Here is a 21,542-nt window from a genome sequence, read left to right as displayed (position 1 = left end):
AACCTGTGTGTATTTGGAGCGTTAGCAGTTGCTTTCGGACCAACCAAAGAGCCAAAAATCACGAAGCTCTAACGACCCTGACCACGACCTCGGTATGCGTGTGCGGGTCGGAATGATATTCCGCAGGCTTACCTTGGTTCCTATACCCGTGGTTAGTGTAATACGTTCTTTCAACCTGCCGGCCATACTGGTCGTACTCGATCACAGATTCTTCCAGTTTCCCAGTCGCTGGGTTGTACCTCTCCTGTGTCACACTCCCTGTTCCAGGAGTCGTCTGAAACGGTTTCTTTCCGGTAAATACCTCGCCTGGAAACGTTCCTTCATTTACAAAAACTTTCCCCCGCCCGTCGCAGCTGTATCTGCTACCTCTTTTGCACCAACTAACTTTCGACAAAGTAAACATCAAAAGAGCATTCTAAATCCAAATCCGCCAGAGCTCTCATTTGCTCCGGCCAAAGCACAGGACCACTATGACCTAGCAAGGAAAACCACACACATTTCAACGTAATTTTAACTCCATCAATTTTTTGAACTGTTCTCAGCGATTCACGATGCGGAGAAATTTTTTCAACTATCCAGTCAATGTGCTCTCTAAGATCTTTTGACAATACATATCCTTCGGTAGACAAAAACCAACCAGAGTTTTTTACCTCTCTTGTTAGCCCACGACTATTTGTAATTTTCTCACCAGCGACATTAATTAATGTTGGCCGAACCTGCATGATATTAGTGATTTCATCGGGGTGCCTCTCCCCAGGGTAAATCATCAACCTTACGTAGCACTCAGCACATGTTTCATAGTCCGACGAAACAGGAGTAATCCTAGAGTTTTTACTCATGGCAGATAATCTCTAATATTTCCAATAACCTCGCCAGCTTTACCTACATAATCCCCATTGTCTAGTATTCTGCCATGAAAATTATTAGGAAGCTTTCCAGCGTCAGCTTTTAATGCCTCAAGTGCTCTGCCCCATTCACGCGGAGCTAAACTTTCACCAAAATGCTCATTCAGTGCGTTAGCTGTACTCTTATTGAGAGTATTACCCCCAGTTTGCAAAACATTCGGGACTCGCCCAGATGCACCTACACTGGAAGGAACAGGTAATGGAAGCCCTTCAGCATCAACCCACGTCCCATTTATTAGCTGATTGCCTTTTGCACCGGCTACTATCTCCTCTGCCGCAGCTCCTGCCCCCTCGGCGACTGCACCTCCAGCTTTCGCACCAATCTCTGACGCGCCACCCGCACCGGCCCTGGTCCCCGCTCCAGCTAATGCTTCACTTGAAGACTTACTGAACATCCCAGTGATTCTAGCTATGAACCCCTCGGCAGCCCCGCCCAGCAATTCAGGGACAAGCCCCATCAGGATGAATAACGATATTTCCGCTTTGAGCTTATCGACGTCAGACGGCGTATTCTGCGGTGGCAAGCCATCGTCATTAAACTGATCGGTAGGGTCAAGGTGAAACCCCTGATCATTGTACTTTTCCGCCGTGCCGCCAATCAGGCTACCTGTCTCCGGGTTCCCACCTGCGGCTCCCGCAGCAATCAAACCAATGATCTGCGCTGTTCCGATCTTCAACTGGCTTCCTGCGGCACTTAGGTCGGCCGCCTCAAAGCGTGAGCTGACATACTCCGCCAACAAGCCATTCGCAATAGGCGTCAGCCCTTGAGCCACACCGCCTGCAATGGCTCCACTGGCAAAACTCTCTCCGCGAGCCTTGGCGATCAGGCCACCCAATGCCGCATGCAGTACCAGCTTCTCAGCTATCTTGGGGGCAACGTCCAGATTCGCCGCCAAGTCACCAATCTTCTTGTTCCCGATTGCGGCACCTAGCTCAATGCCTTCACCAATGAACGCCTCTCCAAGATTCGAACCTAAACTTCCGCCGGTAATGACCGTAGAAACACTGCCGTTGATGAGTGCATGGGTGCCACTTCTCAGGAGAGTATTGGCCCAGTTTTCCGGTTTGAGCATGCTTGAGGCATAGCCAGGATTCTGTATCGGCCCGCTGGAGACAACTGTTGAGCCGCCATTAGTCGCTCCACTCGCATCGGAAAACCACTTGGTGTCTGCATAGTCGATTAGACCCGCCGTCACGCCCGCAACAGCAGCGTTTTTCAAGCTGCCCGCACTGAACGTTTCTTTGATTGCCAGCCCCAGGTTGCCCTTGTTATCAATGGTGCTGGTGACGGCAGTGGTGCTTAAGCTCGTTGCAACGGCCAAGTTGGCGCCCTGCAACCCGAAACCTGCTGGGCCCATGATGAACGACATCAAGATTGCGATGGCAATCTTTGCCCCCGCCCCCAACCCAGAAGACTCGTATTTGAAGCTATCGTGAATTTCTTTTACTTGGCGCCAATCGATATCGCCCCGAGCTTCCGCCTGCTTCATCCAAGCAAGGTTCGGATCAGCTTGAACCATCGCGTCGATGGTTTGGCTAACGCTCTGTTGATCGACCTGTTTGATGTCAATACGAATGCCTTCGGCCGCTTTAATGACAAGCTTGCCTTGAGCGATCAGAGCGCTTTGCCGAAGGGTCTCATCCGTTTTCCCTTCGCCTTTCATCTTGTACCAAGCCAAGTCACCCTTGCTCTTGGTATGGCTCTCATCGTGGAAGTCCTTCACGCCCTCAAACACGATGCGGCCACCGCTATCCAGTGTCAGGTCCTTTCCGCTGTCCAGGGTTGCCACTTGATAACGTTGATCGCCGCCGCTCTTGAGCGTGAGATCGCCGCCCGTCTTGATTTCACTCCCGACGTTCGTGTGCTGTGTTACCTCATCCCGTTTAGCAGCGTTACTCCCCCAACTGCCCTTCTTGGTCATGTCATAAAGGGAGTAGTCGCGATTGAGCTCAGCCAGTAAATTCATCTGGTTACCGGCAACAAGATACGCTTCATTACCGGCGTTGATTTTGCTGGCGACCATCGTCACGTCGTTCAGCGCAGCGACGTTTACATCTCCACCGGCATCAATCGTCGTACCCTGCTGCCGAATATGGTCTTCCTCCTGATTGACCTTCTTGCCGCTGCGTTTATAGCGATACTCAGTTGATTCTTCGTTGGCAGCCGCCAGGAGGTTCACATCCTTGCCAGACAGGTTGACGTCGCTCCCCGCCTTTACATGGCTGGCGACCATCGTCAGCTCATTCGTCGCCACAACATCGAGATCCCCACCGACCTTGATCTCACTGGCATGCTGCACCGTCTGGCTTTGTTCCCAAAAATGCCGTTTGTCCTGACGCATAGACCCGGTCTCTTCGCGAAGCTCATGGCGAGCTGGCGGTCAGTGATCCCGCTGCCCTCCGCGCCCTTCATGCCTTCCAAGCGGCCTTCCACCACCTGCACTTTGAGGTTGCCGCTGCCGAGGTTTTGTTGCGGCAGGTAGGCGCGACTGGTGACCAGGCCCTTGTCGCCAGTTGCAGCTCTTGGATAATCCGGCGGATCTCTTCGGTTGAGTTTTGTGTGCGCGAGGCCAGAGTTCTGACCTCGTCGGCGACCACCGCGAATCCTCGACCCTGCTCACCGGCGCGGGCCGCCTCAATGGCCGCGTTCAACGCCAGCAGGTTGGTTTGATCAGCAATGTTACGGATCACCTCAATAACGCCGCCAATCTGCTGGCTGTGTTGCGCGAGTGCCGAAACCTTTTGCGCACTGCGCTCTACCTCATCGGCCAAGGCTTCGATAGTCACGCGGGTTTCCTGCATCTTCGCCAGGCCGGTGTTTGAGGACTGGCTGGCGTGACCAGCGGCGTGGGCAGCACCCTCGGTGTTTTGCGCCACGTCCGCAACGCTGGTGGTCATCTCGTTGATAGCCGTAGCGACTTGTTCGGTTTCGCTTTGCTGGACGCTCATCGCGCGTTTAGCCCGGTCAATCGACAGCCCAATGCGCTCCGCCGCATCGGAGACCGATTGTGAACTGCGCTCGACCTGGGCATTGAAGTGGTAGTCGATCCTTTCAAGCGCCTCATGCGATAGCGCATAAAACGACGACAGCGACGGCTGATTATCCAGATCGATGGGCAGGATGCGGATCCCTGCATCGGCGCAGAACGCACCTAAATTGGCGCCAACCGTGGTCTTACCCGGCCCGCCTTTGGTTGAAACGACTGCAGCGACTTTCATGGAGCTTCCCTCATAATCGTAGGATTTGAGACGGCTTCATGCTGGTCACGCTGTGCGCTTTGATCACCCCGGAGAAATCCAAGGCAAAAAAAAGCCTGCATCTCTGCAGGCTTTCTCTATCTGGCTCCACGACCTGGACTCGAACCAGGGACCCAATGATTAACAGTCATTTGCTCTACCAACTGAGCTATCGCGGAATGCGCCGTATGTTACTGATTAAAAAGGAGAAGTCAAGCGTTGCCTGGCATTCGGTGGCATTAAACCGGATAGCCGGTTGAATCGGCGTGCTCCTTGGCCAACTCCAGCCAGGCCAAGGCGGCGGGTGGCAGGTGGGCGCTGGCGCGCCAGGCCAGGGCGATGTGCCAGTCGGTGTGGGGTTCGTCCAAGGGGACTAGGGCGATGCCGGCGTGTTGATGTTTGTGCGCCAGCATTCGCGGCAGGAAGGCCACGCCCAGGCCGGCGGCGACCAGGTCGACGATGAAGTCGATCTGCCCGCTGCGGGCGGTCACCTTGGGGGTGACGCCTTTGTGCTCGCAGGCGGCCAGGATCTTGGCGTTCAGGGCGAAGCCCGCTTCGAACAAGATGAACGGCGAGTCCGCCAGGTCGGTGAAGTCGATGCGTGTGTGCGAAGCCAGTGGATGGCTGATGGGCAGCACGGCCATCAGCGGTTCATTGCGCACCGGTTGGTAGTTAAAGTCTTCGTCGACCGGCAACAGCAGGGCCGCCAGGTCGACCTCTCCTGCTTCCAGGCACTCGCGTAGTTTTTTGCTGCCGTATTCGGTGAGTTCGATGTCGATGTCCGGGTAGCGGCTGCGGTAGGTGGCGAACATCGTCGCGAACAGCACACCGCAGCCAACCGGCGGCAAACCGATACGCAGCACGCCACGCTTGAGGCCACGCAGGTCGTTGATCTCGGCCACCAGGTCGTTGTGCTCCGCGAGCAGCACCAAGGCACGGCGGTAGGCGATTTCTCCGGCGGCGGTGAGTTCGTTGCGGTGGCCAAGACGATTGAGCAGCGGCGTGCCCAATTCCTCTTCCAGGGTCTTGACCGCCTTACTCACGGTGGATTGGGTCAGGGACACCACCTCGGCGGCCTGGGAGAAACCACCCTGGCGCACCACTTCGACAAAGGCACGCAATGTTCTCAAGTTCATCAGTATTCCCTTGGCGACTGGATACCAGTGATAAAAGTTGTTTTTATCATGACAGAAATTTACCTATCCTGATCCGCCCTGCCTCGTGGAGACACCGTTCATGATCATCTCGTCCGCCTCCGACTACCGCGCAGCCGCCCAGCGCAAGCTGCCGCGCTTCCTGTTCGACTACATCGACGGCGGCGCCTACGCCGAACACACGATGCGTGCGAACAGTTCGGACCTGGCCGAGATCAGCCTGCGCCAGCGCATCCTGCGCAACGTGGATAACCTGAGCCTGAAAACCACCGTGTTCGGCCAGGAACTGGACATGCCGGTGATCCTCAGCCCGGTGGGCCTGACCGGCATGTATGCGCGGCGTGGTGAAGTTCAGGCGGCTAAAGCGGCGGCGAACAAAGGCGTTCCGTTCTGCCTGTCGACGGTGTCGGTGTGCCCGATTGAAGAAGTCGCGTCACAAAGCGCGCGGGCGATCTGGTTCCAACTCTATGTGCTCAAGGACCGGGGTTTTATGCGCAACGCGCTGGAGCGCGCACAAGCCGCGGGGGTCACCACACTGGTCTTTACCGTGGACATGCCCACGCCCGGCGCCCGCTATCGCGATGCGCACTCGGGCATGTCCGGCCCGTTCGCCGCGCAGAGACGTATGCTGCAGGCCATGACCAAGCCGCAGTGGGCTTTCGACGTCGGCTTGATGGGCCGCCCGCACGACCTGGGCAATATCTCCAAGTACCTGGGCAAACCCACGCATCTGGAAGACTACATCGGCTGGCTCGCCAACAACTTCGACCCGTCGATCAGTTGGAAAGACCTGGAGTGGATCCGCGAATTCTGGAAAGGCCCGATGATCATCAAAGGCATCCTCGATCCCCAGGACGCAAAGGACGCAGTGAGTTTCGGCGCCGATGGCATCGTGGTGTCCAACCATGGCGGCCGCCAACTGGACGGCGTGCTGTCCACCGCCAAGGCCCTGCCACCGATTGCCGATGCGGTGGGCGATGACCTCACGGTGTTGGTGGACTCCGGCATCCGTTCCGGGCTGGACGTGGTGCGCATGCTTGCCCTGGGGGCCAAGGCGTGCCTGCTGGGTCGCGCCAGCGCCTATGCCCTGGCTGCCGATGGCCAAAACGGCGTGGAAAACCTGCTGGACATTTTCGCCAAAGAAATGCGCGTGGCGATGACCTTGACCGGTGTAACGTCGATTGAGCAGATTGACCACACCACCCTGGTAGGCCAGCGGCAGTAAGACGGACATCAGCCAAATAACCGGCGCGCTGATTCAACGACTGCTTTCTGATTAGGGAGTAGTCGTTGTTTTATAAGAACATTTAATAATGTTAAACAAATTGGCATGAATATCGCTCTAACCAATCCCAAGCAGGTTAAGCGATGACAAGACGTGCGGCGGTGCCCAGGGGTTATAACCCACTGCAAAGCGGTCTAAACTGTTACTAATGTTTTACGGAACTGAAGGAACAGTAAGACGCTTGGCACTTGCCACTCTCATCGAGCCTGTAAGACAGCTTAGTGCTTAGAGGCCGATCGCTTATGAAAACACCTACCCAGACCAACGCAATTGACTTCGACAGTGCCAAATTGCAACGCCTGGGGTTTGGTCAGCCATCCCTCCTTCCACGCCGCCCCACGACCCTTGCTCAACTTCGCCAACAGCTCGGCCAGCAATTGCAAACCAGCCTGGAGCCGGAGCGTATCCTCGGCGTGTTCTTCCGCGAGATCCAGCGCCTGGTACCCCTGGACGCCCTGCAATACCGTCATCAAGCCAGCGACCTGCGCCTGGAATTCGGCCATCGCGGCCACCATTCGGTGAGCTACAGCCTGAGCCATGAAGGCGAACACCTGGGCGAGCTGATCTTTCGGCGTAACCAACGGTTGTCGGAAGAGGAACTCGGCCAGCTCGAATCGCTGCTGGCCCCCCTGCTCTACCCGATGCGCAACGCCCTGCTGTATCGCGCCGCCACCCGCAGTGCCCTGCGCGACCCGTTGACCGAGACCGGCAACCGCATCGCCATGGACCAGACCCTGCAACGGGAAATCGACATGGCGCGCCGGCACCTGAACCCGCTGTCCTTGTTGATGATCGACATCGATCACTTCAAGCGCATCAACGACACCCATGGCCACGCTGCGGGCGATAATGTATTGCGCGCCGTCGCCGCGGCGATCAAGGGCCAGTTGCGTAACGTGGACATGGTGTTCCGGTTTGGCGGGGAAGAGTTTCTGATCCTGCTGTCCAACACCGGCCGAGACGCGGCGGCGATGGTCGGGGAGCGCCTGCGCCAGGCGGCACAGGCCCAAGACTACTGGGCGGATGACACGCGGATCGAATTGACGGTAAGCCTCGGTTGCTCGACCTTGCTGGCCGCCGAGTCTGCCGAAAGCCTGCTGCGCCGAGCCGACACCGCGTTATACGTGGCCAAGCGCGAAGGCCGTAACCGCCTGGCGATGGCGGGGTAACCCCGCCAACGCGCGACACTTCAATGCTGGCGAGGGAGCAAGCTCCCTCACCACAGGTCAAGCTTCGCTGGCGACCCGCGCCTGGCGCTCACGCATCACTGCGGGGGCTTTCTCTTTCTCCAGGCGCATGCAGCTTTCCAGGAACAGGAACATGTAGTCGTAGCTCTTGCACACGGCTTGGCGCAGTTCTGCCTGCAGTTCCTTGGTCGGGTTCATGCCGGCCAGGGTGCAGATGATTTCCAGCGCTTCCCACGGGTGGGCATCATCGTACTGGGCGTGCATTTTCAGCCACTTCATCGCACGTTTGCGCTCTTCCTCGGGAAAAGCCGCCGCATAGACGCCGGTGGAACACACCACGGCGGACCATTCCCCGGTCGCCCCTTCGATCGCGTAGTTGGTCGCGGCGATGGCCACAATCAGCGAATCGGCGGAGCTGGTGTGCCAGCACCAATGGCTCAGTGCATGCAACTCCGGCGGTACGTTCTGGGCCTGCAACTCCTCCAGGCTCACACCATGGGCACGGGCCCAGTGCACCCAATAGTCGGCGTGGTTGAGTTCCACGCGAATATTGCGCATCAGCCAGCGGCGCGCCATGTCTTCCCCAGGATGGCGGGCAAATTTGGTCTTGGTGAGGTTCTGTGCCATGTACAAGGCAAACTGTTCCACCACTGGCCAGCCACCGATCAGGTAATGGCGCATGGTTTTGGCGCTGAGCGTGTTATCGCGCATGCGCTGGTACAGTTCGTGTTCGACAACTCGACGCTTGCTCTCGCTACAGTCCAGGATCAGTTTCTGAGCCCAGGCGGGGTAACTCGAGGCTTCCATAAGCGGGCCGGTTCTGTTGAATGTGTCGATCACTGTTAAGGCTCCTTTTTAAGTGTGATTGTACAGACCAGCAAATGTTTCAGCGGAATGTGCCGGGCGCCTTGAATAACAGAGGCTGCGGCCGCACAGGTCGACACTGCAAGCTATCAAAGGTAAACAATTGCGGTCGTTCAATCAGGTAGCCCTGAGCGTAATCCACACCAATTTCGAGTAACGCCTGTTCGATTTGCGGTGTCTCGACAAACTCTGCAATTGTGCGCTTACCCATGACGTGGCCGATGTGGTTGATCACTTCGACCATCGCGCGGTTAATCGGGTCGTCCAGCATATCCTTTACGAAACTTCCATCGATCTTCAGGAAGTCTACAGGTAAATGTTTGAGATAGGCGAATGAGGACATTCCGGCACAAAAGTCATCCAACGAAAACTGACAGCCTAAGGCTTTGAGTTCATTAATAAAGCGGATCGCACTGCCCAAGTTTGCAATAGCGCTGGTTTCGGTTATTTCAAAACAGATCATGCCGGGCGGAATTGCGTAAGTATGAAATTTCTCACGCAAAAATCCGAGAAAGTCATCATCACCAATAGTTATGCCTGACAGATTGATCGCACACATGGCCATAGGGCGACCTGGACGCTCGTGCAGGCAACGGGCGATGATCTTGAACACATTCTCCACCACCCAACGGTCCAGGGATGTCATCAGACCGTAGCGCTCGGCGGCCGGGATAAAGCTGTCGGGCAAGATGATGCGCCCGGCTTCGTCGTGCAGGCGCAGCAGGATCTCGATATGCCCATCACCACCGTCGGTCTGCCCCAGGGGTGAGATTTCCTGGGCATACAGGCAGAACCGGTTCTCTTCCAGGGCCATGTGCAGACGCTGCACCCAGGCCATTTCGCCAAAGCGCAGCGACAGTTCCGAGTCGTCGGCGTGGTACACCTGCACACGGTTGCGGCCCTTTTCCTTGGCCATGTAGCACGCCATGTCGGCGGCGCGCAGTGAGGTTTCCAGGGTGGTCGGGGTGTGCCCCAAGTGCACCAGGCCGATGCTGACGGTGGTCATGAACGGCCGGCCCTTCCACACAAAGTGCAGGCTTTGCACGGTATGGCGCAGGCTCTCGGCGATTTTCTCCGCCACCGCCGCCGGGCAATTCTCCAGCAGGATGCCGAATTCATCCCCGCCCAGGCGCGCCAGGGTGTCGCCTTCGCGCAGGTCCGATTGCAGCAGCGCGCAGATATGCCGCAGCAGCTCATCACCCGCCGCGTGGCCACAGGTGTCGTTGACCAGCTTGAACTGGTCCAGGTCAAGAAACATCAAGGCATGTCGCCCGCCGTACTGCTGAGCGGCAGGGTGCAGCACCTGTTCCAGGCGGAACTCGAATTCACGACGGTTGGCCAGGCCGGTCAGGGCGTCGTGAGTCGCCTGCCAGGACAGGTTGGCAATGTATTGACGCTCCTGGGTCATATCATGCAACACCAGCACCGCCCCGGTGACTTTACCCCCGCTGCGGATCGGCGCGCCCACCAGGGTCACCGACACCGTACTGCCATCCAGGCGTTGGATGGTTTTCGAATGCTCGCTGCCGCCGCTCAATTGGCCCTTAACGATATGTTCGATCAGGGTAAAGCCGTCGGGCTGGGCATTGTCATCCAGCAAGTTGAACAGCGCTGCCAGGGGTAATCCTTGCGCCTGGGCCGAATTCCAGTGGGTCAGCGCCTCGGCCGCCGGGTTCATATAGCTGATGGCGCCGTCGACGTCGGTCGTGATCACCCCATCGCCAATCGACTCCAGGGTGATCTGCGCCCGCTCTTTCTCCTGTTGCAGGGCATCGGCAAAGGCGTGGCGCTGAGCCAGTAACTTATGCGTACGCAACAGCGCCAGCACAATCAGGCCGAGCGCCGTGGCCAGGTTGGTGATCAGCAGCAACCCCAGGATCATCCGCGAGCCTTCGCCCAACGCATCACTAAAGGCCTTGGCAGCGGGCGTCACGCCTTCGTTGATGGCGATGATATGCGCCTTCCATTGCTGCACATCGTTGGCGCTGACCTGGTCGCGGGTGATCGAGCTGTGCATCTCACGCGCCAGTTCATCCAATTGCACCAGGTAGCCATCGCCGACGGTCCACAGCTCGATGGCTTTTTCCAGGTAGCTGAAATGGCGAAAATTGAGGTACAACCAGATCAGGCTGGAAACGTCATCCGGGTGGTTGCCGCCTTTGAGAATGCCCAGGCGTGCAGCGCTCAGGTCGGGCGTGGAACGGTCCAAGGCAATGCGCAGTTCATGCCCACCCTGGGGCACGGCAATGGCCTGCTGGTATTTGAGGTAAGTGGTTTCGTCGCGGTTATCGGCGTACAGCGTCAGGTAATAGATGGCGTCTTTCTGGCCCTTGGACCACAGGCTTTCGCCGGCCACATAGCCACGTACTGCCGAAAGCACGTAAAGACTGACGCAGCCTAACAATGCCTGGAACAGTACGACGGCTATAAAGGGCCAGACAATGCCCAACAGCCTTGGCGTTCCGAGAGTCCGCTTTTGCTTCATGAAGTCCCTTGCACATGCACTGCTGGATACGCACGCGAAAATCCGCTTCTGATAGCTCAGCCTAGGCTAAATCAACGCACTTGTTGCAGGTGTCCATAGAGTTTGGCGTACAGGCCGCCGTCGGCAATCAACTGTTGATGATCACCATCTTCAGCAATGTGACCGCCGTCGAAGACTAATACTCGATCGGCCTGCTTAACCGCCGACAGGCGGTGGGCAATAATCAGTGTAGTACGCCCGCTGAGGAAGCGCGCGAGCGCCTGGTGCAGGTTGTACTCGGTGGCGGCGTCCAGGGCGGAAGTCGCTTCGTCGAGGATCACCACTTTCGGCTCAGCCAACACCATGCGCGCAATCGCCAGGCGCTGACGCTGCCCGCCGGAAAACCGCACCCCGGAACGCCCCACCACACTATCCAGGCCCATCGGCAATGCCTTGACGGTAGCCTCCAACTGCGCAATTTCCAGTGCCTGCCAGCAGGCTTGGTCACTGCGCTCGCGGCCCATGGTCAGGTTGGCGCGCACGGTGTCGTTGAACAGCGCCGGGTGTTGCAGCACCACGGCGACGTGCTCGCGAATGGTCTCCAGGCCAATTTCCTGCTGGGTGGCGCCGCCAAATCGGATCGTTCCGGCCTGGGGCGTGTAGAGCCCGAGCAGCAGCTGCACCAGGGTGCTTTTGCCGCCACCGCTGGCGCCGACGATCGCCACCTTTTCACCGGGCGCGATGGCCAGGTTCAACTGGTCGAGCACCCGGTCTTCGCCATAGCCGAAACTGAGGCCGCGCACCTCGATGCCCACGGTCTCACGCCCGGCAAACGGGTCTTGGCCCCCGGCGTACTGCGGCTCATCGGCACGCGCCAGCAGTTCGTTGATCCGCGTCAGCGCCCCGCCCGCCGCGTAGTAGGCGTATTGCAGGTTCAGCAGCTGTTCCACCGGGCCGATCATGAACCACAGGTAACTGAACACCGCGAGCATCTGGCCAATGGACAGGTCGGAGAACAGCACCGTGAGCATCGCGGCGGCGCGGAAGATGTCGATACCAAACTGGAACAGCAAACCGCTGGCGCGGCTGGAAGCGTCGGTTTTCCACTGGGAATGGATCGCGTAGTCACGCACCTCCTGGGCACGCTGGCCGAGACGCCCGAGGAAGAAACCCTGGCGGTTGCCGGCGCGCACTTCCTGAATGGCGTCCAGGGTTTCGGTCAGCGCCTGGGTAAAGCGCGAGGTGCTGTCGTTCTCCAGCTTCTTAAGGTGTTTGACGCGCTTGCCCAACTGCACCGTGGCGTAGATCACCAGCGGGTTGAACAGCAGGATCAGCAAGGCCAGTTGCCAATGCATCCACACCAGAATGGCCGAGGTGCCCACCAGCGTGAGCATGGCCACCAGGAAGCGGCTGAGGGTTTCACCGACGAATTTATCCAGGGTGTCCAGGTCGGTGACCAGGTGCGTGGTGACCGTGCCGCTGCCCAGGCTTTCATATTCGCCCAGGGAAATACGCTTGAGCCGTTCGATCAGGCGCACGCGGATGCGGTACACGATGTCCTTGGCCAGCCGCGCAAACAGCCGCGCCTGCACCACGTTGAATACCAGCGCACCGCAGCGCAGCAGCAGGGTCACCAGCAGCATCAGGCCGATATAGCCGGCCGCCTTCTGCCAACCCAGAGGCAGCGCGTGGTTCATCACGTTCAGGGCCGCATCGCCGTGGCCCAGCAGCACTTCGTCCACCAATAACGGCAACAGCAAAGGGATAGGAACGCTGCACAGGGTCGCCAGCACGGCAACGCCGTTGGCGATCCACAGGGATTTCTTGTGGCGCAGGGCCAGCCGGCGGATTTCTGCCCAGGTCAGGCGATCGGTGCGTTGAGGGCGTTCATGCACAGGTTGCCCGCTCCAGCCATCGGCCCAATAACGGCGACAGCTCGGACAACGGCTGGTAACCATTGGTCAGCAGGGCCAACTGGCCATTGCGCTCGGCCAGCAGCGTCGGAAAACCAGCGATGCCCAGATCCTGCACCCACGTAAAGTCGGCAGCGGTGGCGGCGTGTTGCTCGGCACGGTCGAAGGCGCCCGCAAACTCGATACGCGGGATGCCCGCTTGCTCGGCCAACTCCACCAGCACACTGGCCAAGGTCACGTCGCGACCCTCGACATAAAATGCGCGCTGGATCAGCCCCAGCAGCGTCCAGGCACAGTCCGGCGCCAGGCTGCGGGCGGTGACGATGGCGCGGCACGCCGGCTCGGTGTCGTAGACAAAACCATCGGGCAACGCGCCTTCACGCTTGAACGGCTGGCCGGTGGCCTCGGTGACCGCCTGCCAGTGCTCCAGGATGTAGCGCCGAGTGGTTGGCTCCAGCGCCGCACCGCTGCCGGTGCGCAAGCCGCCCACCACCAGGTGCAGTTCCACGCCGGCCGCCTGGGCCTGCTCCACCAACGCCTCGGCCACCGGGGCAAAGCCCCAGCACCAGGAACACATCGGGTCCATTACGTAGAGCAGGCGCGCGGACATGGCTCAGGCCTCGGAAGGGGTTTGCTTGTAGTTGAAACCAATCGGGTGCGGCATGTTGCGGGCCTTGGCCAGCTCGATCTGCTTTTGCCGGTCGATCGCGCTGCGACGGGTTTTCTCCGGCAGCTTATCCCAGCAATGCGGGCAACTGATGCCAGCCACGTAGTGCTCGGAGGCGCGGTCTTCAACGCTCACCGGTGTGCGGCAAGCATGACATTGATCGTAGTCGCCTTCGCTCAGGTCGTGGCGTACGGTCACGCGATTATCGAAAACAAAGCAGTCGCCCTGCCACTTGGTTTCCTCCTGGGGCACCTCTTCGAGGTACTTCAGGATGCCGCCCTTGAGATGATAAACCTCATCGAAGCCTTCGCTGAGCATGTAGCTCGAGGCCTTCTCACAGCGAATGCCACCGGTGCAGAACATGGCGACTTTCTTATGCTTGGCCGGGTCGAAGTTGGCTTTGATGTAATCGGGAAATTCGCGAAAGCTGGTGGTTTTCGGGTCGATCGCGCCCTCAAACGTGCCGATGGACACTTCATAGTCGTTACGGGTGTCGATCAACAGCACTTCCGGGTCGCTGATCAGCGCGTTCCAGTCCTGCGGCTCGACGTAGGTGCCAACTTTCTTGTTCGGGTCGACGCCCTCGACGCCCAGGGTCACGATCTCTTTCTTGAGCTTGACCTTGGTGCGGTAGAACGGCTGGTCGTCGCAGTAGGATTCTTTATGGTCGATGTCGACCATGCGGGGGTCGGTCTTCAGCCAGGCCATCAGGCCATCAATGCCTTCACGGCTGCCGGAAACGGTGCCGTTGATGCCTTCTTCGGCGATCAGCAAGGTGCCTTTGATGCCGTTGTCGACCATCGCCTGCAACAGTGGCTCGCGCAGGGCGACGTAATCTTCGAGAGTGACGAACTTATACAGTGCCGCCACGACGATCGGTTGAGTCATGGGTGTTCTCTCCAGGTGGCTACCCTCGTAAGGGGTGAACCGGATGCAAAAAAAACGCGCCGGCTAAGCGGCGCGTTGCGGATTCTAACAAAATTGGCGACGTTTATGGACCGCCTCTTTACTGTGGCGAGGGAGCTTGCTCCCGCTGGGCGGCGAAGCAGCCCCAACTAGCCCATGCGCCAGAGTGTCAGTGCCCGCCGGCGCAGGTCGGCGAGGCCGGGGCTGCGTCGATTTTCGCCCATTCATCAGGCGTGTAGGTATGCAGCGCCAGCGCATGAAACTCGCTCATCAGGTCACCCAGGGTGGCGTAGACCTTCTGGTGGCGCTTGACGCGGTTGAGCCCCTCGAACTGCGGGCTGACCAGCACGGCCTTGAAGTGGGTCTGCAACCCACGGCTGTGCATATGGCTTTCATCCAGCACGCTCAAGTGGTCGGTGCCCAGGGCGGCAAGCGCCGTTTCGATACGCTGTTGCATGGTCATTCCTGCTTACTTCTTCTTGGCCGGTGCGGCGGCTTTTGGCGTCAGCTCGTTGGTCATGTCTTCCAACAGCTTGTTCACCACTGGCACGGCGCTTTCCAGCTTTTGCTGGGTCATCTGGGCCGATTGCTGGGTCAGTTGCGGCATTTTTTCCAGGACTTTCTTGCCCAGTGGCGACTGGTAGAAGGCAACCAGGTCCTTGAGTTCGGATTCGCTGAAGTTGGTGGTGTAGAGCTTGACCATGTCAGGCTTCAGTTTTGGCCAGCCGATAGCCTGGTCCAGGGCGGCGTTGGCCTTGGCCTGGTAGCTGTCCAGTACGGACTGCTTGGCGGCAGGCGCCTTGGTCTGTTCGAAACGCTGGGCGAACATTTGCTGCACTTGCATGTATACCGGGGTACCCAGCTTGTCGGCATGGGCCAGGGTAAGGAAGGCTTCGGCACTGGCGTTGTGGCTGGCGGTATCGGCAAAAACCTGGCCGCTGGCGCAAACCAGAGCAACCGCGGTACAGATGGCACGAAGACGAGTCATCGAGTTTCCTTTTCTAGCAGGCGAGGTAAGACCCCAAGGGCGCCCATTCTGCGCCTAAAAAACGCCATGGCTCAACCCCACGCCTTGTAGGGCCTGGATTTGCGGCGCCCAATCCGATGAAAAGTCTTTTAGGGGAACCCCCAGGGCTCATCACAGCCTAAACTGCGCAAACGAACCTGAAGGAGTGTGCCCGATGAGCCGTATCGAAACCGACAGCCTGGGAGAAGTCCATGTCCCGGATGACGCTTACTGGGGCGCGCAGACCCAACGCTCGCGGGTGAACTTCGCCATCGGCGAACAACGCATGCCCCTCGCGGTACTGCACGCCCTGGCCCTGGTCAAGAAAGCCGCGGCACGCGTCAACGACCGCAATGGCGACCTGCCTGCCGACATCGCCCGCCTGATCGAACAGGCCGCCGACGAAGTGCTGGCGGGTCAACACGACGACCAGTTCCCCCTAGTGGTCTGGCAGACCGGCAGCGGCACCCAGAGCAACATGAACGCCAACGAAGTGATCGCCGGCCGCGCCAATGAGCTGGCGGGCAACCCGCGCGGCGGCAAGAGCCCGGTGCACCCCAACGATCATGTCAACCGCTCCCAGAGTTCCAATGACTGCTTCCCGACCGCCATGAGCATTGCGACCGTACAAGCAGTGCATCAGCGCTTGTTGCCGGCGATCGCGACACTGTCCGGCGGGCTGGCCGAGTTGGCCGCGCGGCATATGAAGCTGGTGAAGACCGGTCGCACCCACATGATGGATGCCACGCCGATCACCTTTGGCCAGGAACTCTCAGCCTTTATCGCCCAGCTCGATTACGCCGAACGCGCGATTCGCAGCGCCCTTCCCGCGGTGTGCGAGCTGGCCCAGGGCGGCACCGCCGTCGGCACCGGGCTGAATGCGCCCCATGGGTTTGGCGAGGCGATTGCCGCCGAACTGGCGGCGCTGTCGGGACTGCCGTTTGTCACGGCACCGAACAAATTCGCCGCCCTCTCCGGCCACGAGCCGCTGGTGACCCTGCATGGCGCGCTGAAAACCCTGGCCGTGGCCCTGATGAAAATCGCCAACGACCTGCGCCTGCTGGGCTCCGGCCCGCGCGCCGGGCTGGCGGAGGTGAAGTTGCCGGCCAACGAACCGGGCAGCTCGATCATGCCCGGCAAGGTCAACCCTACCCAGTGCGAAGCGCTGTCGATGCTGGCCTGCCAGGTCTTGGGCAACGACGTGACCATCGGCATCGCCGCCAGCCAAGGGCACTTGCAGTTGAACGTGTACAAGCCGGTGATCATTCACAACCTGCTGGAATCGATCCGCCTGCTGGCCGACGGTTGTAATAACTTCCAGGAACACTGCGTGGCCGGGCTCGAACCTGACCCCGTGCAGATGGCCGCACACCTGGAACGTGGATTGATGCTGGTCACAGCGCTCAACCCGCACATCGGCTACGACAAGTCCGCAGAGATCGCCAAGAAGGCTTACGCCGAAGGGTTGACGCTTCGGGAGGCGGCGCTGGACCTGGGCTACCTCACCGATGCGGAATTCGACCAATGGGTTCGACCGCAAGACATGCTGGGCGCCTAGCCTAGGACGTCACCCGCAACCGCCGGGCCTTGAGCCCGGCGAGCAACGACGGCGCCAGCGCCACGGTCGCCGAGCCCAGTACCACCACCAACGCCCCGGCATACCCCAGGGCGTTGATTTCTTCGGCCTGCACATATTCGGGCCACAGCCACGCCGCCAAGGCCACCGCCACAAACGTCACCAGCGGCGTGAGCGACAGCGTCGCACTGACCCGCGAGGCTTCCCAGTGGGCGAGCGCTTCGGCAAAGGCGCCATAGGCCACCAGGGTATTCATGCAGCACGCCAGCAACAGCCAGCCTTGCAGCGGGCTCAGGTCCAGTGCCTCCAAGGGATGTGCCCAGGGCGTGAGCAACAAGGCGCAGGTGAGGTAGATCACCATCATGACCTGCAACGAATTCCACACCGTCAGCAGCTGTTTCTGACCCAGGGCGTAGAACACCCAAATAGAGGTGGCGAGCAGGATCGTCAATACCCCGGCCGTGTAGGCGCCGAGGGACGTCAGCAACTCTTCCAGGCGCTGATTGAAGAACAGGCCAAAGCCTGCGATCAACACAAACAGCCCCAGCACCTGTCCGCGACTGAAGCGCTCCTTGAACACAAACACACTGGCGATCATCAAAAAGATCGGCCCCATCTGCACCACCAACTGCGCGGTGCCGGGGCTGAGCATTTTCAGGCCCACCAGGTACAACACATAGTTGCCCACCAGGCCACACACTGCCATTCCCACCAGCCAGCCGCCCTTGGGGCCCAGCACCTTGCGGCTGGGCAGGCGTTTGGTAAGCGCCAGGTAGATGAACAGGCAACCACCGGCCACGGTCAGGCGAAACCAGGTGACGGTGATCGGGTCCATCACCTGCAGGACCTGTTTGAGTTTGATCGGCAGAATGCCCCAGAGCAGCGCGGTCAGCAGGGTCAGGAGAAAACCATAGACCCAGCGGCCGGAAGAGATGTGCATGAGCGCCCCAGAAGCCAGAGGAAGTGGAGCGGGCATTCTAGGGGCAAGCGCACAATTGTAGATACGCCGCAGTTCAAAATAGGGAAGCAGGGTGGGTGTAGTGAGCAGGCTTGCCCTGCGCTGGGCTGCGAAGCGGCCCCGACCCAGGCGCCGCGTTCTTTCAGGCAGAACTGGTTGGCAGGTTTTAGGGCCGCTTCGCGCCCCAGCGCAGGGCAAGCCTGCTCACCACACCAAGCCTGCTCACTACACAAGTCCGCTTCCGGTTCTAGCGCACGGCTTCGAAGAGCCCCGTCGCGCCCATGCCGCCGCCCACGCACATGGTGACGATGCCGTAGCGCAGATTACGCCGCTGCAACTCACGCACCAAATGCCCGACCTGCCGTGAACCGGTCATGCCGAACGGGTGCCCGATGGAGATCGAGCCGCCGTTGACGTTGTACCGGGCATTGTCGATTTCCAGGCGATTGCGCGCATACAGGCACTGGGAGGCGAACGCTTCGTTGAGTTCCCACAGGTCGATATCCGCCACCTGCAAACCCTTGGCCTTGAGCAGCTTAGGCACCGAGAACACCGGGCCGATGCCCATCTCGTCCGGTTCGCAGCCCGCCACGGTAAACCCACGGAAAAACGCCTTGGGCTTGAGCCCCAGGGCCAGGGCTTTTTCCAGGCTCATCACCAGGGTCATCGACGCACCGTCGGAGAGCTGCGAGGAGTTGCCCGCCGTCACCGAGCCGTCCTCGGCGAACACCGGTTTCAAGCCCTGCAAGCTGGCCAGCGTAGTGTCGGGGCGGTTGCAGTCATCGCGATCAACGACGCCGTCAAGCACCTGTACTTCGCCGGTGTTCTTGTCCTCGACCTTGTACTTGACCGCCATCGGCACGATTTCATCGTTGAACAGCCCATCGGCCTGGGCCTGGGCAGTACGCTGCTGGCTTTGCAGGGCATACAGGTCCTGTTCTTCGCGGCTGACGTTGTAGCGACGCGCAACGATCTCGGCGGTCTGGCCCATGGGGAAGTAGAGGCCCGGCACCTGCTCTTTCAACAGCGGGTTGATCAGGTTGTCGGTGTTGACGCTTTTCAGGGTCAGGCTGATGGATTCGACACCCCCGGCGACGATGATATCGCTGCAGCCCGAGGCGATCTGGTTGGCGGCGATGGCAATCGCCTGCAACCCCGACGAGCAGAAACGGTTGAGGGTCATGCCCGCCGTCCCCGTGCCCAGTTGCGAGAGCACCGCCACGTTGCGGCCGATGTTGTAGCCCTGCGCGCCTTCGTTGGAACCGGCACCGACGATGCAATCTTCCACCGTGGCCGGGTCGATGCCGTTGCGGGCGAGCAGCGCATTGACGCAATGGGCCGCCATATCATCCGGGCGGGTCTGGTTGAACTTACCGCGAAAGGATTTGGCCAGGCCGGTTCGCACGCTGTCGACAATCACTACTTCACGCATGGGCTACCTCGATCGTGTGGTGGTTGGATCGAGCATAGAGCCAGCCCTGCGCAACCGCGACGATCATTCACCCGGCGTATACAAAAGCATGGCCCGCGTGCTCGCCCTGCGGTGACCAGGGCTATTGTGGTGGTGATCCGGGCTTGTTGTGGTGATTGAGGCTGTTGTGGTGAGCAGGCTTGCCCTGCGCTGGGCTGCGAAGCGGCCCCAAAACCTGCCAATCAGGTTTGTCTGAAAGGACGCGGGGCCTGGGTTGGGGCTGCTCCGCAGCCCAGCGCGGGGCAAGCCCGCTCACTACAATAGGCAAGCCTGACGGCCATTATTTCTTTTTCTTTTTATCGTGCTTGTCGGACTTGGCGAACGCCTCCTCCAAGGCCAGGTTGATGGTGCGCAACACCTTGACGCGCGCCCAGCGCTTATCGTTGGCTTCCACCAGGGTCCAGGGCGCGACTTCGGTGCTGGTGCGGTCGACCATATCGCCCACGGCGGCGCGGTAGTCATCCCACTTATCGCGGTTGCGCCAGTCGTCTTCGGTGATCTTGAAGCGCTTGAACGGGATCTCTTCACGCGCCTGGAAGCGTTCCAGTTGGGTCTGTTTGTCGATGGCCAGCCAGAACTTGACCACGATCACCCCTGCGTCGCGCAGTTGCTCTTCAAAGTCATTGATCTCGCCATAGGCGCGCAGCCAGTCGGCCGGAGTACAGAAGCCCTCGATCCGCTCCACCAGCACGCGGCCGTACCAGGAGCGGTCAAACACGGTGAACTTGCCCCGTGCCGGGATTTTCTGCCAGAACCGCCACAGGTAAGGCTGGGCACGTTCGTCTTCAGTGGGCGCAGCGATCGGCACGATATGGTACTGGCGTGGGTCAAGCGCCGCCGCCACTCGGCGAATCGCCCCGCCCTTGCCTGCCGCATCATTGCCTTCGAACACCGTGACCAGGGCGTGCTTGCGCATGCGTTTGTCGCGCATCAGGCCGGAGAACCGCGCCTGCTCGGTGATCAGCTGCTCTTCGTAATCGTCCTTGTCCAGGTGCAGCGTCATGTCGAGGCTGTTGAGCAGGCTCATCTGGTCGACAGCCGACGGCAACGGTGCCGGGTTCATGCCGCTGGCCTTGCCCTTGGGCAGTTTCAAGGCGTTTTGCAGGCCTTCGAGCAGGATCTTGCCCACGGTGAGGCTGCGATAGTTGCTGTCGACGCCTTCGATCACATGCCACGGCGCGTAGTCGCGACTGGTACGCCGCAGCACGCGCTCGCCGAAATGCACGAACTTGTCGTAGGTCTCGGACTGCTGCCAGTCCAACGGGCTGATGCGCCAGCTGTGCAACGGGTCATCGGCGAGGGCCTTGAGCCGCGCCTTCATCTGCTTCTTGGACAGGTGGAACCAGAACTTGAAGATCAGCGCGCCTTCGTCGCAGAGCATTTTTTCCAGGCGTTCGGCGCCGGCAATAGCCTGGTCAAGCCGCGCGTCCTTGATCTGCCCATGCACCCGGCCTTGCAGCATCTGGCTGTACCAGTTGCCGAAGAAAATCCCCATGCGCCCTTTGGCCGGCAGTTGGCGCCAGTAGCGCCAGGCCGGTGGCCGGGCGAGTTCTTCGTCGGTCTGCTGGTCGAAAGTGCGCACTTCAATCAGGCGCGGGTCCATCCATTCATTCAGCAGCTTGACCGTCTCGCCCTTGCCGGCGCCTTCGATGCCGTTGATCAGGATGATCACCGGGAAGCGCTTCTGCTGCTGCAGTTCGTACTGCACCTCCAGCAAGGCTTCGCGCAGGGCCGGCACTTCGGCCTCAAAGGTGTCTTTGTCGATGGCGTGACCGATTTCGGCGGATTCGAACATGGGCAGCTCCGTTTCAAGATGGCTCAAGACTAGCGGATTGGGCAACGCCGTGCGGGAGGAAATTCCACGCGTGCTTGCCGTAGGTCAATTCAACGCCTGTTGATCAGCTAGAATGGCCGCCTTGCCTTTGCCTGCTTCTATTGCCTATGAGTCG

At 59.7% G+C, this 21,542-nt stretch carries 16 protein-coding genes, 1 tRNA gene and 2 pseudogenes; 3 read left to right on the top strand and 16 right to left on the bottom strand.

All coding sequences use genetic code 11. The annotated features are described in order from the left end of the window. Positions 1 to 380: 380 nt before the first annotated feature. The 6 genes and pseudogenes from K7431_RS24790 to K7431_RS24765 form a co-directional block, all read right to left on the bottom strand. Positions 381 to 839: a DUF4279 domain-containing protein gene (locus K7431_RS24790; RefSeq protein ID WP_198409082.1), complete on the bottom strand. Its 459-nt coding sequence runs from the start codon at positions 837 to 839 to the stop codon at positions 381 to 383. Further along, positions 836 to 3,247, bottom strand: coding sequence for a DUF637 domain-containing protein (locus K7431_RS24785; RefSeq protein WP_052308686.1), 2,412 nt, complete (start codon positions 3,245 to 3,247; stop codon positions 836 to 838). The genes K7431_RS24790 and K7431_RS24785 overlap by 4 nt, the downstream gene beginning before the upstream one ends. A 2-nt stretch (positions 3,248 to 3,249) precedes the next feature. Then, positions 3,250 to 3,411: pseudogene (locus tag K7431_RS24780) on the bottom strand (POTRA domain-containing protein); the annotation flags it as partial. Next, positions 3,405 to 4,124 (bottom strand): annotated as a pseudogene (locus K7431_RS24775) (methyl-accepting chemotaxis protein); the annotation flags it as partial. The pseudogenes K7431_RS24780 and K7431_RS24775, both read right to left, overlap by 7 nt. Positions 4,125 to 4,245: 121 nt before the next feature. Continuing rightward, positions 4,246 to 4,321 (bottom strand) — tRNA-Asn (locus K7431_RS24770). 60 nt (positions 4,322 to 4,381) lie between these two features. Further along, positions 4,382 to 5,278 (bottom strand): LysR family transcriptional regulator, encoded by an 897-nt coding sequence (locus K7431_RS24765; RefSeq protein WP_015885074.1) that lies wholly within the window; start codon positions 5,276 to 5,278, stop codon positions 4,382 to 4,384. Positions 5,279 to 5,378: 100 nt separating this feature from the next. Here K7431_RS24765 and lldD point away from each other — a divergent pair, with 100 nt between their 5' ends. Continuing rightward, complete coding sequence (lldD, locus tag K7431_RS24760) at positions 5,379 to 6,521, top strand: FMN-dependent L-lactate dehydrogenase LldD (RefSeq protein WP_043205692.1); 1,143 nt, start codon at positions 5,379 to 5,381, stop codon at positions 6,519 to 6,521. A gap of 302 nt (positions 6,522 to 6,823) precedes the next feature. Beyond that, on the top strand, positions 6,824 to 7,750 hold the full coding sequence (locus K7431_RS24755) for a GGDEF domain-containing protein (protein WP_043205693.1): 927 nt from the start codon (positions 6,824 to 6,826) through the stop codon (positions 7,748 to 7,750). Between the two features lie 57 nt (positions 7,751 to 7,807). Here K7431_RS24755 and K7431_RS24750 read toward each other — a convergent pair whose 3' ends face one another. The 7 genes from K7431_RS24750 to K7431_RS24720 all read right to left on the bottom strand — a co-directional run bounded on the left by K7431_RS24750 (position 7,808) and on the right by K7431_RS24720 (position 15,570). Beyond that, complete coding sequence (locus tag K7431_RS24750; protein ID WP_252120936.1) at positions 7,808 to 8,575, bottom strand: TenA family transcriptional regulator; 768 nt, start codon at positions 8,573 to 8,575, stop codon at positions 7,808 to 7,810. 79 nt (positions 8,576 to 8,654) lie between these two features. Beyond that, complete coding sequence (locus tag K7431_RS24745; protein WP_015885078.1) at positions 8,655 to 11,117, bottom strand: EAL domain-containing protein; 2,463 nt, start codon at positions 11,115 to 11,117, stop codon at positions 8,655 to 8,657. Between the two features lie 71 nt (positions 11,118 to 11,188). Beyond that, positions 11,189 to 12,991, bottom strand: coding sequence for an ABC transporter ATP-binding protein (locus K7431_RS24740; protein ID WP_015885079.1), 1,803 nt, complete (start codon positions 12,989 to 12,991; stop codon positions 11,189 to 11,191). After that, positions 12,984 to 13,586, bottom strand: coding sequence for a DsbA family protein (locus tag K7431_RS24735; RefSeq protein WP_015885080.1), 603 nt, complete (start codon positions 13,584 to 13,586; stop codon positions 12,984 to 12,986). Before K7431_RS24735 ends, K7431_RS24740 begins: the two co-directional genes overlap by 8 nt. Positions 13,587 to 13,622: 36 nt before the next feature. Further along, positions 13,623 to 14,564, bottom strand: coding sequence for an oxygen-dependent tRNA uridine(34) hydroxylase TrhO (trhO, locus tag K7431_RS24730; protein ID WP_015885081.1), 942 nt, complete (start codon positions 14,562 to 14,564; stop codon positions 13,623 to 13,625). Positions 14,565 to 14,751: 187 nt separating this feature from the next. Beyond that, complete coding sequence (locus K7431_RS24725; protein WP_015885082.1) at positions 14,752 to 15,045, bottom strand: BolA family protein; 294 nt, start codon at positions 15,043 to 15,045, stop codon at positions 14,752 to 14,754. A 6-nt stretch (positions 15,046 to 15,051) separates the two neighbouring features. Further along, positions 15,052 to 15,570, bottom strand: a complete 519-nt coding sequence (locus K7431_RS24720; RefSeq protein ID WP_015885083.1) for a DUF2059 domain-containing protein — start codon at positions 15,568 to 15,570, stop codon at positions 15,052 to 15,054. A gap of 193 nt (positions 15,571 to 15,763) precedes the next feature. On the opposite strand from K7431_RS24720, the gene K7431_RS24715 reads away from it, so the two are divergent. Then, a complete protein-coding gene (locus K7431_RS24715; protein WP_043205696.1) occupies positions 15,764 to 17,146 on the top strand; it encodes a class II fumarate hydratase in 1,383 nt (460 codons plus the stop codon). A gap of 1 nt (position 17,147) precedes the next feature. Here the strand turns inward: K7431_RS24715 and K7431_RS24710 are convergent, their stop codons facing one another. From K7431_RS24710 to pap, 3 genes are all read right to left on the bottom strand, one after another. Then, positions 17,148 to 18,104 (bottom strand): DMT family transporter, encoded by a 957-nt coding sequence (locus tag K7431_RS24710; RefSeq protein WP_015885085.1) that lies wholly within the window; start codon positions 18,102 to 18,104, stop codon positions 17,148 to 17,150. A 265-nt stretch (positions 18,105 to 18,369) separates the two neighbouring features. Then, a complete protein-coding gene (locus K7431_RS24705) occupies positions 18,370 to 19,554 on the bottom strand; it encodes a thiolase family protein (protein ID WP_015885086.1) in 1,185 nt (394 codons plus the stop codon). A 319-nt stretch (positions 19,555 to 19,873) separates the two neighbouring features. Continuing rightward, positions 19,874 to 21,388 carry a polyphosphate:AMP phosphotransferase gene (gene pap, locus K7431_RS24700; RefSeq protein WP_015885087.1) on the bottom strand — a complete coding sequence of 505 codons (1,515 nt, stop codon included), beginning with the start codon at positions 21,386 to 21,388 and terminating at the stop codon, positions 19,874 to 19,876. Positions 21,389 to 21,542 lie beyond the last annotated feature (154 nt).

Origin of the sequence: Pseudomonas fluorescens group sp., from assembly GCF_020093335.1 — a bacterium.
GTDB lineage: Bacteria > Pseudomonadota > Gammaproteobacteria > Pseudomonadales > Pseudomonadaceae > Aquipseudomonas > Aquipseudomonas petroselini.
Note: the sequence above shows the minus strand (reverse complement) of the source record. Positions and strands in the feature narration are given on the sequence as shown.